The organism is Cupriavidus gilardii, assembly GCF_017598945.1.
In the GTDB taxonomy this organism is placed as follows: domain Bacteria; phylum Pseudomonadota; class Gammaproteobacteria; order Burkholderiales; family Burkholderiaceae; genus Cupriavidus; species Cupriavidus gilardii_E.
On the sequence record NZ_JAGFTW010000012.1, the window covers coordinates 84,294 to 98,734 of the forward strand.

Annotated in this window: 12 protein-coding genes; 9 read left to right on the plus strand and 3 right to left on the minus strand. The window is 69.0% G+C overall.

Features of this window, described 5'->3' with window-relative positions; translation table 11 throughout:
- The first annotated feature begins 137 nt into the window (after nucleotides 1–137).
- Complete coding sequence (def, locus tag J5T34_RS06470) at nucleotides 138–674, plus strand: peptide deformylase (protein WP_208579129.1); 537 nt, start codon at nucleotides 138–140, stop codon at nucleotides 672–674.
- Between the two features lie 52 nt (nucleotides 675–726).
- Here the strand turns inward: def and J5T34_RS06475 are convergent, their stop codons facing one another.
- The 3 genes from J5T34_RS06475 to map form a co-directional block, all read right to left on the minus strand.
- Nucleotides 727–2,526, minus strand: coding sequence for a pseudouridine synthase (locus J5T34_RS06475; protein WP_208579130.1), 1,800 nt, complete (start codon nucleotides 2,524–2,526; stop codon nucleotides 727–729).
- 20 nt (nucleotides 2,527–2,546) lie between these two features.
- Complete coding sequence (locus tag J5T34_RS06480; RefSeq protein WP_208579131.1) at nucleotides 2,547–5,132, minus strand: [protein-PII] uridylyltransferase; 2,586 nt, start codon at nucleotides 5,130–5,132, stop codon at nucleotides 2,547–2,549.
- Between the two features lie 137 nt (nucleotides 5,133–5,269).
- Nucleotides 5,270–6,088: a type I methionyl aminopeptidase gene (gene map, locus J5T34_RS06485; RefSeq protein WP_208579132.1), complete on the minus strand. Its 819-nt coding sequence runs from the start codon at nucleotides 6,086–6,088 to the stop codon at nucleotides 5,270–5,272.
- A 335-nt stretch (nucleotides 6,089–6,423) separates the two neighbouring features.
- Between map and rpsB the strand changes: the two genes are divergently transcribed.
- From rpsB to rseP, 8 genes are all read left to right on the plus strand, one after another.
- Entirely contained in the window at nucleotides 6,424–7,167 is a 744-nt protein-coding gene (gene rpsB, locus J5T34_RS06490; RefSeq protein ID WP_208579133.1) for a 30S ribosomal protein S2, read from the plus strand.
- Between the two features lie 289 nt (nucleotides 7,168–7,456).
- A complete protein-coding gene (gene tsf / locus J5T34_RS06495; protein ID WP_208579134.1) occupies nucleotides 7,457–8,335 on the plus strand; it encodes a translation elongation factor Ts in 879 nt (292 codons plus the stop codon).
- 318 nt (nucleotides 8,336–8,653) lie between these two features.
- Nucleotides 8,654–9,364, plus strand: a complete 711-nt coding sequence (gene pyrH / locus J5T34_RS06500) for a UMP kinase (protein ID WP_006578101.1) — start codon at nucleotides 8,654–8,656, stop codon at nucleotides 9,362–9,364.
- Nucleotides 9,365–9,474: 110 nt separating this feature from the next.
- A complete protein-coding gene (gene frr, locus J5T34_RS06505) occupies nucleotides 9,475–10,035 on the plus strand; it encodes a ribosome recycling factor (protein WP_149319031.1) in 561 nt (186 codons plus the stop codon).
- Nucleotides 10,036–10,113: 78 nt separating this feature from the next.
- Nucleotides 10,114–10,884, plus strand: coding sequence for an isoprenyl transferase (locus J5T34_RS06510; protein ID WP_208579135.1), 771 nt, complete (start codon nucleotides 10,114–10,116; stop codon nucleotides 10,882–10,884).
- Between the two features lie 44 nt (nucleotides 10,885–10,928).
- Nucleotides 10,929–11,750, plus strand: a complete 822-nt coding sequence (locus tag J5T34_RS06515; RefSeq protein ID WP_174107290.1) for a phosphatidate cytidylyltransferase — start codon at nucleotides 10,929–10,931, stop codon at nucleotides 11,748–11,750.
- 19 nt (nucleotides 11,751–11,769) lie between these two features.
- Nucleotides 11,770–12,984: a 1-deoxy-D-xylulose-5-phosphate reductoisomerase gene (gene ispC, locus J5T34_RS06520; protein ID WP_208579136.1), complete on the plus strand. Its 1,215-nt coding sequence runs from the start codon at nucleotides 11,770–11,772 to the stop codon at nucleotides 12,982–12,984.
- A gap of 14 nt (nucleotides 12,985–12,998) precedes the next feature.
- Entirely contained in the window at nucleotides 12,999–14,402 is a 1,404-nt protein-coding gene (gene rseP / locus J5T34_RS06525; RefSeq protein WP_208579137.1) for an RIP metalloprotease RseP, read from the plus strand.
- Nucleotides 14,403–14,441: the final 39 nt, after the last annotated feature.

Genomic DNA, 14,441 nt, shown 5'->3' on the forward strand with positions numbered 1-14,441 from the left:
TTTGCCTTGGCCTCGGTGCCCGCGTATGCGTCGACAGTGCGAAGGCGGGGCGCTGGCTATAATCGACGGAATTTCGGCGACAGTCGCCGCATGCGGCAGCCGGTACGCACACCGGCTGGGCAAGCAGAGGACAAGCAATGATTCGCGACATTCTGAAAATGGGCGACCCCCGGCTGCTGCAGGTCGCCCGCCCGGTCCAGCGCTTCAATACCCCCGAACTGCGCACGCTGATCGAAGACATGTTCGACACGATGGACCATGCCAACGGCGCCGGGCTGGCCGCGCCGCAGATCGGCGTCGACCTGCAGGTGGTGATCTTCGGCTTCGAGCGCAACCCGCGCTATCCCGATGCGCCGCAGGTGCCCAAGACGGTGCTGATCAATCCGGAACTGACGCCGCTGTCGGACGAGATGGAAGACGGCTGGGAAGGCTGCCTGTCGGTGCCCGGCCTGCGCGGCATGGTGCCGCGCCATACCAGCCTGCGCTATACCGGCTACGACGTGATGGGGCAGCGCATCGAGCGCGTGGCGGAGGGCTTCCATGCGCGCGTGGTGCAGCACGAATGCGACCATCTGCGCGGCATCCTGTATCCGATGCGGGTCAAGGACTTCAGCAAGTTCGGTTTCACCGAGGTGCTGTTTCCCGAGCTGAACGGCGTGCAGTCGGACGACTGAGCTCGGGTCGGTGCCGGGACGGCGGCGCGGCCGCCGGTCCCGGCATCGGTCCTCAGAACTTCTCGAACGGCCCGAGGAAGCGCCACTGGCCGACCGGCAGGTCGCCCAGCACGATGCGGCCCATGCGCACGCGCTTCAGACCGACCACCTTCAGGCCGACCTGCTCGCACATCCGGCGGATCTGCCGTTTCTTGCCTTCACGCAGCACGAAGCGCAGCTGCTCCTCGTTCTGCCAGCTGACCTTGGCGGGCTTGAGCGGCTCGCCGTCGAGCGACAGGCCGTGGCGCAGCTTCTCGAGCCGATCGGCGGGGAACACGGCCGAGACATTGCGCTCGACCGGGCCATCGGGCGCGTCCTCCCAGACCACCCGTACCAGATATTCCTTCTCGATGTTCGAGTCCTCGCCGATCAGCTGGCGCGCGATGCGGCCGTCCTGCGTCAGTACCAGCAGGCCGGTCGAATCGATATCGAGGCGTCCGGCCGGCGCCAGGCCCTTGTGCTGCCAGGGCGCAAAGCGCTTGCGGGTCGGATCGTTTTCCCACTGGTTCTCGGCCGTAAACAGCGCGGCCGCCGGCTGGTAGCCTTCTTCGGCCTGGCCGGACACATAACCGACCGGCTTGTGCAGCAGCACGGTGACGCGCTCGCCCTGTTCCGAACGGGCCGCCTGCTGGATCTCGATCGTCGCGTCGGGACGGATCCGCGTGCCCAGCTCGGTCACCGGCTTGCCGTCGACCAGCACCCAGCCGCGCGGAATCCATTCGTCGGCCTCGCGGCGCGAGCACAGGCCCAGTTCGGACATCCGCTTGGACAGGCGCACGAGCCCATCGTCGCCGTGGGCCGCGCCGGCGGCATGCGCGCTCGATGGCGGGCGGGCCGGGCTGCGGGTCGGCGCCGCGTGCGGCGCTGTTTGGGGCCAGTCATCGCGCGCACGGGCGCTGCCGGGTTTGGGGGCGCGGCCGGTGCCGGCGCCGAAGCCGGAGCGGGCCGGGCGTACCTCGCCGGCTTCGCCTTGCGGACGGCGCGGACGGGCAGGGCGCTCGCGGGCGTCGGCCGCGCGTGGCGCGGTCGTGCGGCGTGGCCCGTATTCCCCGCGTTCGCTGCGTTCGCCGCGTGCCGGGCGTTCGCCGCGATCGCTTCCATACTCCCGGCGCGGGCCGGCGGCGGGGCGGTCGCCGCGCTCCGGACGCGGCGGACGCGCGCCGCGCTCGGCCCGTTCTCGGCCTTCGCTGCGCTCTCCCCAACGCGCCTGCCGTTCGCGCGGCTCGTCGCTGCCGAAACGGCGCGGGCCACGCTCGTCGCCACCGGTACGGCGCGGCGGCCGGTCGTCGGCGCCCAGGCGGCGCGGTGGCCGCTCGTCGCTGCCGAAACGGCGCGGGCCACGCTCGTCGCCACCGGTACGGCGCGGCGGCCGGTCGTCGGCGCCCAGGCGGCGCGGTGGCCGCTCGTCGGCGCCGAAACGGCGCGGGCCTCGCTCATCGCCGTCGGTACGGCGCGGCGGCCGCTGATCGTCGCCGAAGCGGCGTGGGCCGCGTTCATCGCCGCCGGTGCCGCGCGGAGCCCGCTCGGTGTCGCCGAATCGGCGCGGACCGCGCTCGTCGCTGCCGGGACGCCGCGGGCCGCGCGCATCCGGCGCCGGCCGGGGGCCGCCTGGCTTGCGCGGCTTGCCGCTGGCCTCGGCGCGTTCGTGCGCCGCGCGCACCCCTTCGGCGACGGTCTGGACGCGGCGCCGGTTCAGATCCGACACGCGCACCGGCCGGGTGGCGCCGCTCTTGCGCGCCGCGCCGGTACCCGGGTTGGCGGCGGCGGATTTCAGTCCCAAGGTCTTGCGCTTGGGGGAGGGTTGATCGCTCATGGTTTCAATGGTGTCGCGGCTCAGATGTCGAGCGCCGCGAGCAGGTCCTGTTCAAGCTGGATTTCGAGCCGGTTGTCGGCGGCAAGACGGCTGCCGTCGACCAGGAACATGTCCTCGACCCGTTCGCCCAGCGTGTTGATGCGTGCGGTATGCACGGAGATATGGTGGCGGCCGAGCACGCGGGCGATCGCGTACAGCAGGCCGGTGCGGTCGTTGGCCGACAGCTCCAGCAGGAAGTACTGGCCGCGCTCGTCGGGCCGCAGATCGACGCGCGGCTTGATCGGGAAGCTGCGCGACTGGCGCGACAGCCGGCCCGGTGACGGCTCGGGCAGCGGCGCCTGGTGCGCCAGCCGCTCGCACAGCTCGTGCTCGACCAGCGCGATGATGTCGCGGTAGGTTTCACGTCCGCCGCCGACCACGCCGGGATCGAACACCTGGAAGGTATCCAGCGCGTAGCCATGCCGCGTGGTGTGGATCTTGGCCTCCTGGATCGAGAAGCCCTTGCGCTCGAAGTAACCGCAGATGCGCGCGAACAGATCGGGCTGATCCTTGGCGTAGACCGCCACCTGCAGCCCTTCGCCGGCCGGCGACACGCGCGCCTTGACCACCGGCTGCGCGCTGTCGACGCGGTCGGCCAGATGGCGCGTCAGCCAGGCAATGTCGCGCGCGTCGTGGCGCAGGAAGAACGCCACGTCGAGCCGCTCCCACAGCGGCTCGGCGCGGGCCGGATCGAAGGCCTGCAGCCGCAGCGCGGCGATGGTTTCCTCGCGCCGCTGCGCCCACAGCGAATGCGGATCGACGCGCGCGCCGCCGAGCACGCGCAGGGTGATGCGGTACAGGTCCTCGAGCAGCTTGCCCTTCCACGCGTTCCAGACCTTGGGACTGGTGCCGCGGATATCGGCCACGGTCAGCAGATACAGCGCGGTCAGATAGCGCTCGTTGCCGACCACGCGCGCGAACGCATGGACGACCTCGGGGTCGGTCATGTCCTGTTTCTGCGCGACATGGCTCATCGTCAGATGATGCTCGACCAGCCAGGCGATCAGATTGGCGTCCTCGCGCGCGATGCCGTGCTGCCGGCAGAAGCGGCGCGCATCGGCGGTGCCCAGTTTCGAGTGGTCGCCGCCGCGGCCCTTGGCGATATCGTGGAACAGCGCCGCCAGCCACAGCACCCACGGCTTGTCGAAGTTCGCCATCAACTGGCTGCACAACGGGAACTCGTGCGTGTGCTCGACGATGGCGAACCGCCGCATGTTGCGCACGACCATCAGGATGTGCTGGTCCACGGTGTAGACGTGGAACAGGTCGTGCTGCATCTGGCCGACGATGCGCCGGAAGTTGATCAGATAGCGGCCCAGCACGCTGGTCTGGTTCATCAGCCGCAGCGCGTGCGTGATGCCCTGCGGCTCCTGGATGATCGCCAGGAACTGCTGGCGGTTGACCGGATCGTTGCGCCAGCGCGCGTCCATCACGGTGCGCGCGTTGTACAGCCCGCGCAGCGTGCGCGGCGACAGGCCCTTGACGCCGGGCGTGCGCTCGTACAGCAGGAAGGTTTCCAGGATCGCGTGCGGATCGCGTTCGTACAGATCGTCGCTGGTGATCTCCAGCATGCCCTGGCGCTCGACGAAGCGCTCGTTCAGCACGCGCGTGACCTTCGACTCGCTGGGGAACAGCATCGCCTCGATATTGAGCAGCAGCACGCTGTTGAGCTGGGTCACCGCCTTGGCGGCCCAGTAGTAACGCCGCATCAGCTGCTCGCTGGCGCGCTTGTTGGCGTTCTGGCGATAGCCGAAGGCCTCGGCCAGCGCGGTCTGCAGGTCGAACACCAGCACGTCCTGGCGGCGGCCGGCGAGCAGGTGCAGGCGGGCGCGGATGGTCTTGAGCAACCGCTCGTTGCGCGTCAGCTCCTGCGCCTCGCGCTCGGTCAGCAGGCCCTTGTCGCGCAGTTCCTTCCAGCTGTCGCCATAGCCGGCCGCCTGCGTCATCCACAGGATCACCTGCAGATCGCGCAGGCCCCCCGGGCTTTCCTTGCAGTTCGGCTCGAGCGCGTAGGGCGTGTCCTGGTACTTGGCGTGGCGCTGGCGCAGTTCGAGCAGCTTGGCCTGGAAGAAGGCGCGCGGGTCCAGCTCGGCGCGATAGCGCGCCTGCAGATCGGCGAACAGCGTGCGGTTGCCGGTCACCAGGCGGGCCTCCAGCAGCGCGGTGCGGATCGTCACGTCCGCGCGTGCCTCGCGCAGGCAGTCTTCGACGGTGCGCACCGACGAGCCGATCTCGAGCCCGAGGTCCCAGCACAGGCCGATGAACTTCTCCATACGGCCGACGGTGTCGGCATCGGGCTCGGCCGGCAACAGCAGCAGCACGTCGACATCCGAGTGCGGGAACAGCTCGCCGCGGCCATAGCCGCCCACGGCCACCAGCGCCATCCCGGACGGCAGCCCGAGGCCGCGCCAGCATTCGACCAGCGCCTGGTCGACCGCCTGGCGCAGCCGCGTCAGCAGCGTGCCGACCTGGCCACCGCCGGTGAAGGCGTCGAACAGCGCCTGCTTGTCGGCCTTGAGCCGGTCGCGCACGCGCGTGGCGAGCAGCAGTTCCGGAGAGGAGTCCATGGCTTGGGCGGGTTGGGTCGACATGGGCGAAGGAGGCGGCGAGGGGCGCGGCGAGGGCAGCGGATGTCGGCGAGTCGGCGAACGGGCGGGATCGGCAAGGCCCAAACGACAGGGGCGCCTCCCGGCGCCCCTTGCGATCAGGCCGCGAGCGTGTCGGTGATGAAGGCGGGCGGCGCCTGCGTGCCGGCCGAGACGGTCAGCACCTCGTAGCCGGTGTCGGTCACCAGCACGGTGTGTTCCCATTGCGCCGACAGGCTGCGGTCGCGCGTCTTGACGGTCCACTGGTCGGGCATCGTGCGGATGTCGCGCTTGCCCGCGTTGATCATCGGCTCGATCGTGAAGATCATGCCGGCCTGCAGCTCCATGCCGGTGCCGGGGCGGCCGTAATGCAGGATCTGCGGGTCCTCGTGGAAGTTCTTGCCGATGCCGTGGCCGCAGTATTCGCGCACCACGCTGTAGCCGGCCGCTTCCGCGTGCTGCTGGATCACGTGGCCGATGTCGCCGAGCTTGGCGCCCGGGCGCACCTGGGCGATGCCCTTCCACATGCATTCGAACGTCACCTGGGTCAGGCGCCTGGCCAGGATCGAACCCTCGCCGACGATGAACATGCGGCTGGTGTCGCCGTAATAGCCTTCCTTGGTGATCACCGTGATGTCGAGGTTGACCACGTCGCCGTTCTTGAGCACGCGCTCGCCCGGGATGCCGTGGCAGATCACATCGTTGACCGAGGTGCAGATCGCGCCGGGGAAGGGCGGATACCCGGGCGGCGCATAGTTCAGCGGCGCAGGTACCGTGCCTTGTACGTCACGCATATAGGCGTGGCACAGGCGGTCCAGCTCGCCGGTGGTGACGCCGGGCTTCACGAACGGCGTGATGTAGTCGAGGACTTCGCTGGCCAGCCGGCAGGCGACGCGCATCTGGGCGATGTCTTCGGCGGTCTTCAAATGGATGCTCATGCTGCGACGCGGAAAATGAGAGCCGGGCGGCAAGTGGGGTTGACGCCCGTTCTGGATTGGCAAACCGGGATTATCGCACCATCGGGACCCGGCCGCACCCCGCCGCGGCGAGAAGCATGCGCCGCACCGCGACGGTGCCTCCCCGATCGGGCCGCCCGGGGCGGGCTTGAGCGATGGCCGGGATGTTGCTACAATCGCGGGCTCGCTTGGCTTCGCCTGGCGGGTGCGGGGTGGCGCAGCATGCCGCGCCGCGAAATCGCGAGTCCGTCCATCCGGGGTGTTCCTGTTCAGGAATGTCGGGGCGGACTTCAGACCGAACCCTTTTGGAGAATTCAATGTCCGTCACCATGCGCGAAATGCTGGAAGCCGGTTGCCACTTCGGCCACCAGACCCGCTTCTGGAACCCCAAGATGGCCCCGTTCATCTTCGGCCATCGCAACAAGATCCACATCATCAACCTGGAAAAGACGCTGCCGATGTTCCAGGACGCACTGAAGTATGTGCGTCAGCTGGCAGCGAATCGCGGCACCATCCTGTTCGTCGGTACCAAGCGCCAGTCGCGCGAGATCCTGGCCGAGGAAGCGGGCCGCGCCGGCATGCCTTACGTCGACGCCCGCTGGCTCGGCGGCATGCTGACCAACTTCAAGACGGTCAAGACCTCGATCAAGCGCCTGAAGGACATGGAAGCCGCCAAGGAAGCCGGCGCGCTGGACACCATGAGCAAGAAGGAAGCGCTGATGTTCGAGCGCGAGATGGACAAGCTCGAGAAGTCGATCGGCGGCATCAAGGACATGGGCGGCATTCCTGACGCGATCTTCGTGGTCGACGTCGGCTATCACAAGATCGCCGTGACCGAAGCCAACAAGCTGGGCATTCCGGTGATCGGCGTGGTCGATACCAACCACTCGCCGGACGGCATCGACTATGTGATCCCGGGCAACGACGACTCGAGCAAGGCCGTGGCGCTGTACGTGCGCGGCGTGGCCGACGCGATCCTGGAAGGCCGCGCCAACGCGGTGCAGGACGTGGTCGAAGCGGTCCGCGGCAGCGACGACTTCGTCGAAGTCGAGGAAGCCTGAGGCCGGGCCTCCGGGTCTGAACGGCCGGAACGGCCCTTGCGGCCCGAGCGGCCCTGACGGACCCGTGGCGCGCGGCGGCATCGCCGGCCGCGCGACCACCAGAAAAGGGGGGCGACATGGTACGCCCCCTTTTTTGAATGCGCGCGGTTCGCGCGCTGCAGCAAGGAATGATTGTCATCCGGCGTGGTTACGATCGCGGCGGGTGAGTCTTTGAACACCACGTCACCGGCCGGCGCCGAGCATCGTGGCTCGGCGCCGGCCGGTGCGTGAACCAATCAAGGAGTGACAAATGGCGGCAATTACCGCAAGCATGGTGGCTGAACTGCGCGCGAAGACCGACGCGCCGATGATGGAGTGCAAGAAGGCCCTGACCGAAGCCGACGGCGACCTGGCCAAGGCCGAAGAGCTGCTGCGCGTCAAGCTGGGCAACAAGGCCAGCAAGGCCGCTTCGCGCGTGACCGCCGAAGGCGTGGTCGCTGCCTTCATCGACGGCACCAACGGTGCGCTGGTCGAACTGAACTGCGAGACCGATTTCGTCTCGAAGAACGACGACTTCCTGGGCTTCTCGGCCAAGGTCGCCCAGCTGGTCGCCAAGCAGAACCCGGCCGACGTGGCGGCGCTGTCGGCGCTGCCGCTGGACGGCCAGACCGTCGACCAGGTCCGTTCGGCGCTGATCGGCAAGATCGGCGAGAACATGACGATCCGCCGTTTCGCCCGCTATGACGGCGGCGGCAAGCTGGTCTCGTACCTGCACGGCACCCGTATCGGCGTGATGGTCGAGTTCGACGGCGATGAAGTCGCTGCCAAGGACGTCGCCATGCACATCGCCGCGATGAAGCCGGTGGCGCTGTCGTCGGCCGACGTGCCGGCCGATCTGATCGCCAAGGAGCGCAGCATCGCCGAGCAGAAGGCTGCCGAGTCGGGCAAGCCGGCCGAGATCACCGCCAAGATGGTGGAAGGCTCGGTGCAGAAGTACCTGAAGGAAGTCTCGCTGCTGAACCAGCCGTTCGTGAAGAACGACAAGCAGACCGTCGAGCAGATGCTCAAGGCCGCCAACACCACGGTCAAGGGCTTCACGCTGTTCGTGGTCGGCGAGGGCATCGAGAAGCGTCAGGACGACTTCGCTGCCGAAGTGGCCGCGCAGGTCGCCGCCGCGCAGAAGGGCTGATATCCCGGGCGGGAGGCTGGCGCCGGTCTGGCGCCATGACGGCCCGCCGTATAATCGCGAGGGGCACCGGGAGGTGCCCCTCGGCACAAGAAGAGAGAACAATGGCGCGTGCCGCCCGAACGGCCGGCGCATGCGTCCAGCGCGCCGGCCCGCAGGCCGGCCGCGGAGCCCGTTTTCGCCGTCGCCCGTTTTGACTGGCATCGCCCCCCGCGGCCTGCCGACGCGCCCGGGCCACGGGGAAAGCCGGCTTGGTCCCGGCGGCATCCGCCCCCCGGGGCGAGGCCCAGATCGAAGACTCGAACCAGCCCGAGGGTGAATATGCCAGCCTACAAGCGCGTCCTTTTGAAACTGTCCGGTGAGGCCCTGATGGGCGACGATGCCTTCGGCATCAACCGGTCCACGATCGAAGGCATGGTCAATGATATTGCCGAGATCGTGAAGCTCGGCGTGCAGGTGGCAGTGGTGATCGGCGGCGGCAACATCTTCCGCGGCGTCGCCGGGGGCGCCGCCGGCATGGACCGCGCGACCGCCGACTACATGGGCATGCTGGCCACGATGATGAACGCGCTGGCGCTGCAGGACGCGATGCGGCACGCCAATATCGAGGGCCGGGTGCAATCGGCGCTGCGCATGGACCAGGTGGTCGAGCCCTATATCCGCCCGCGTGCGATCCGCCAGCTCGAAGAGGGCAAGGTCGTGATCTTCGCCGCCGGCACCGGCAACCCGTTCTTCACCACCGATACCGCCGCCGCGCTGCGCGGCTCCGAGATCGGTGCCGAGGTGGTGCTCAAGGCCACCAAGGTCGACGGCGTCTATACCGCCGATCCGAAGAAGGATCCCAGCGCCACGCGCTACACCACGATCAGCTTCGACGAGGCGATTTCCCGCAATCTGCAGGTCATGGACGCGACCGCCTTCGCGCTGTGCCGCGACCAGAAGCTGCCGATCAAGGTGTTCTCCATCGTCAAGCCGGGCGCGCTCAAGCGCGTGATCCTGGGCGAGGACGAGGGTACGCTGGTCCACGTTTGAGGCGCCGGGCGGGCCCGCCGCGAGGTGGCGCACGCAACGGCACAGAGTAGAATGATTCGTTTTCGGCCCCGTCCGCCGGGGCCATCGCAGCCAGTTTTCCGGAGGTTATGATGAGCGTCGCCGACATCAAGAAGAGCGCCGAGCAGAAGATGCAGAAGACCATCGAAGCGTTCAAGGCCGATCTGGCCAAGATCCGCACGGGTCGGGCCCACACCGGTCTGCTCGACCACGTCCAGGTCGAATACTATGGCTCGCCGGTGCCCATCAGCCAGGTCGCCAATATCGGTCTGGCCGATGCCCGCACCATCAGCGTGCAGCCGTGGGAAAAGAAGATGGTCGGCGCGGTCGAGAAGGCCATCCGCGACGCCGACCTGGGTCTGAACCCCGCCACCATGGGCGAGGTGATCCGCGTGCCGATGCCGCCGCTGACCGAGGAGCGCCGCAAGGAGCTGACCAAGGTGGTCAAGGGCGAGGGCGAGAGCGCCAAGGTGGCGGTGCGCAATCTGCGCCGCGACGCGAACGAACAGTTCAAGAAGCTGGTCAAGGACAAGAGCATCTCGGAAGACGACGAGCGTCGCGGCCAGGACGAGGTGCAGAAGCTGACCGACCGCTATGTCGCCGAGATCGACAAGCTGGTCGCCGAGAAGGACAAGGAGATCATGACGGTCTGAGCCGCGCGGCCTTCGCGCCAGCCCGCCGGTTTGCCGGGCGGGCGGCGCGGCGACGCTGCCGGGGACCCGTCCACCATCATGCACATCAGTTCCACACTTGCCATCCCCGAAACCGGTTACGTACCGGCCCACGTCGCCATCATCATGGATGGCAACGGGCGCTGGGCCACGCAGCGGCATCTGCCGCGGGTCGCCGGCCATAGCCGCGGCCTCGATGCGGTACGTACCGTGGTGGAGGCGTGCGCGGTGCGAGGGGTCAAGTACCTGACGCTGTTCGCCTTCAGTTCCGAGAACTGGCGGCGGCCGGCCGACGAGGTCACCTTCCTGATGCGGCTGTTCATGATGTCGCTGCGGCGCGAAGTGGTGAAGATGCACGCCAACAATATCCGCCTGAAGGTGGTTGGCGACCTGACCCGCTTCAGCCCGCGCATCCAGCAGCTGATTGCCGACGCCGAGCGCCGCACCGCCGGCAATACCGGCCTGACGGTGACCATCGCCGCCAACTATGGCGGCCGCTGGGATCTGCTGCAGGCGGTCCGCAAGATGCTGCTGCAGCAACCGATGCTCGACCCCACGACGATCGAGGAATCGACGCTGGCGCCGCACCTGGCCATGGCCTACGCGCCCGAGCCGGACCTGTTCATCCGCACCGGCGGGGAACAGCGCATCAGCAATTTCCTGCTGTGGCAGCTGGCCTATTCCGAGCTGTACTTCACCGATGTGTTCTGGCCCGACTTCGACGCGGCCGAACTGGACAAGGCGTTCGCCTCGTACCGGCAGCGCGAACGGCGATTCGGCCGTACCAGCGCGCAGGTCGTGGCGCCGTCCGGGCTGTCCGGCACCGCGTAAGCGGGCCGGCCGCTCGCCATCGAACCAACCGGGACTCGCAGCGCATGCTTCTTACCCGTGTCATCACCGCCCTGTGCCTGTTGCTGCTGATCCTGCCGATCCTGTTCCTGGCGCCGCCCGCGGCGCTGGCCGGCCTGATGGCGGTGATCGTGGCGCTGGCGGCCTGGGAATTCGGCCGGCTGCTCGGCCTGCGCGGCGCGGGCCCGTGGATCTATGCGATCGCCTGCGTGGTCGCGATGATTGCCTGGCATGACGTGCCGGCGCGCGGCGCGATGCTGTGGCTGATGCAGGCCTCGGTGGTCGCCTGGGGCGTCGCCATCGTGCTGCTGGCGCGCGGCGTGCGCAAGGCCACGCCGGCCTTCGCGATCGTCGCCGGCCTGGTCGGGCTGGTGATCCTGCCCGCCTTCGGCCACGCCGCAATGCTGCTGCGCGGCCTGGGCGTCGGCGTGCTGCTGTCGGCGGCGGCGCTGGTCTGGGCCGCCGATATCGGCGCGTATTTCGTCGGCAAGGCGATCGGCCGGCGCAAGCTGGCGCCGTCGATCAGCCCCGGCAAGTCGTGGGAGGGCGCGATCGGCGGCTGGCTGTTCGCGCTGGCCGTGGCGCTGTCGCTCGCCGCCACCCATGTCTTCGCGCCGACCTGGTTCGACCGCGTGGCCGACCGCAGCGGCCTGCTGACGGTGGCGCTGCTGACCACGCTGATGGTAATCGCCAGCGTCGTGGGCGATCTGTTCGAATCGCTGCTCAAGCGGCAGGTCGGCAAGAAGGACAGCAGCCGGCTGCTGCCGGGGCACGGCGGCGTGCTCGACCGTATCGACGCGCTGCTGCCGGTGCTGCCGCTGGCCGCGCTGCTGATCCTGTATCTCTGATTTTCCCCAGGCTTCTTTCATGCGTCGCATTACCGTCCTTGGCGCCACCGGCTCGATCGGCGACAGCACGCTGGACGTGATCCGGCGCCATCCCGAGCGCTATGCCGTGCATGCGCTGACCGCGCATCGCCAGATCGACAAGCTGGCCGAGCGCTGCGCCGAGTTCCGCCCGGCGCGCGCCGTGGTCGGCAGCGAGAGCGCGGCGGCCGAGCTGCGCGAGCGGCTGCGCGTGGCCGGCGTGGCGACCGAGGTGCTGCACGGCGATGCCGCGCTGGCCGAGGTCGCCGCCGACGGCGAGGCGGACACCGTGATGGCCGCCATCGTCGGCGCGGCCGGGCTGCGGCCGACGCTGGCCGCGGCGCAGGCCGGCAAGCGCGTGCTGCTGGCCAACAAGGAGGCGCTGGTGATGTCCGGCGCCATCTTCATGGACGCGGTGCGCGAACACGGCGCGACGCTGCTGCCGATCGACAGCGAGCACAACGCGATCTTCCAGTGCCTGCCGTTCGACGATCCGCGCTATCGGGCCGGCGTCGCGCGCGTGGTGCTGACCGCTTCGGGCGGGCCGTTCCGCACGCGCGATCCGGCCTCGCTGCACGACATTTCCCCCGACGAGGCCTGCGCGCACCCGAACTGGGTGATGGGGCGCAAGATCTCGGTCGATTCGGCCACCATGATGAACAAGGGCCTCGAGGTGATCGAGGCCCACTGGCTGTTCGGTGCGCCGGCCGAACGGATCGAGGTGCTGATCCACCCGCAGAGCATCGTCCATTCGATGGTCGCGTACGCCGACGGCTCGGTGCTGGCGCAGCTGGGCAACCCGGACATGCGCACGCCGATCGCCTATGGGCTGGCTTATCCCGAGCGCATCGACGCCGGCGTGTCGCCGCTGGACCTGGTCGCGGCCGGCACGCTCGCCTTCGAGACACCGGACCTGCAACGCTTTCCGTGCCTGGCGCTTGCCTTCGACGCGCTGCGCGCCGGCGGCGTGGCGCCCGCGGTGCTGAACGCCGCCAACGAGATCGCGGTCGACAGCTTCCTGCAGGGCCAGATCCGCTTCACCGATATCGCCGGCGTGGTCGCCCGCGTGCTGGAGCAAGGCCCGGGGCATGCGGCCGACTCGCTCGACGCGGTGCTGCAGGCCGACCAGCAGGCCCGTACGCTGGCCCGCGCGCTGGTGCAGGCAGGGGCCCAGGCACGCATCGGCGCCACGGCCGGCGCGGCCACACCCAGCTGAACCGGATCGCCGCCATGCAGACCATCCTCGCCTTCATCGTTGCGCTCGGCATCCTGATCTACGTGCACGAGATGGGCCACTACCTGGCCGCACGCGCCTGCGGCGTCAAGGTGCTGCGCTTTTCGATCGGCTTCGGCCGGCCGCTGCTGCGCTGGGTGTCGCGCCATCGCGACCGCACCGAATGGACGCTGGCCGCCATTCCGCTGGGCGGCTACGTCAAGATGCTCGACGAGCGCGAACGCGATCCCGAGCGCGATCCTCCTTATGACCCGGCCGACCTGCCGCGCGCCTTCAATCGGCAGCCGGTCGGCAAGCGCATCGCCATCGTCGCGGCCGGGCCGGTCGCCAATTTCCTGCTGGCGATCGTGCTGTATTTCACGCTGTTCGCCGGCGGTATGCAGGAGCCCGCGCCGGTGCTGGCCGCCCCCGTGGCCGGTACGGCCGCGGCCCAGGCCGGCGTGCGCGACGGCGACCGCGTGCTGTCGCTGACCGCCAACGACGAGACCGAGGCGGTGCGTTCGTGGAACGATCTGCGCATGGCGGTGATGGCGCAGGGATTCGATGGCGCGGGGGCGGTGCTGCGTGTGCGCGGCGCCGATGGCGCCGAGCGCGATCTGACCCTCGGCCGGCTGCCCAATACCGGCGGCGATCCGCAGCGCGACCCGCTGACCACGCTTGGCCTCGCGCTCAAGGGCGGGCCGGTGACGATCCGCGAGGTGCTGCCCGATTCCGCCGCCGAACGTGCGGGGCTGCGTGCCGGCGACCGCGTGCTGGCCTGGCAGGGCGAGCCGATCCGCCAGGCCGATCAGCTGATCCGCGCGGTGCGCGCGAATCCTGACGCGCAGGCGACGCTGTCGATCGAACGGGAAGGGCGCACGCTGCAGGTGCCGGTGAAGGTCGACGCGGTGTCGGCCGACGATGAGGGCGCGCGCCAAGGCGAGGGCAAGGCAGCCACCGCGGGCAAGCTCGGCGCCGCGCTGGCGCAGGCGGTGCAGATGGAAACCGTGCGCGATGCCCCGCTGGCGGCGCTGGCCCGTGCCGGACAGCAGGTGTGGGACACCAGCGTGCTGTCGCTGAAGCTGCTCGGCCGCATGCTGATCGGCCAGGCTTCGCTGCAGAACCTCAGCGGTCCGCTGACCGTGGCCGACTACGCGGGCAAGGCCGCGGACCTCGGCTGGCAACCGTTCATCGGCTTCCTGGCCTTGGTCAGCGTCAGCCTCGGCGTATTGAATTTGTTACCCATTCCGGTATTGGACGGGGGGCATTTGCTGTATTATTGCGTTGAATTTTTGACTGGCAGGCCCGTTCCAGACCACTGGCAGGCTGTGCTGCAGAAGGTCGGCATTGCCTGCATCTTGCTCCTGACTTCGCTCGCCTTGTTCAACGACGTCAGCCGCCTGTTTCTTGCGCGCAGCTAGAATCCGGTGCGCAACGACGTAGCGGCGCGCCGCGGCACC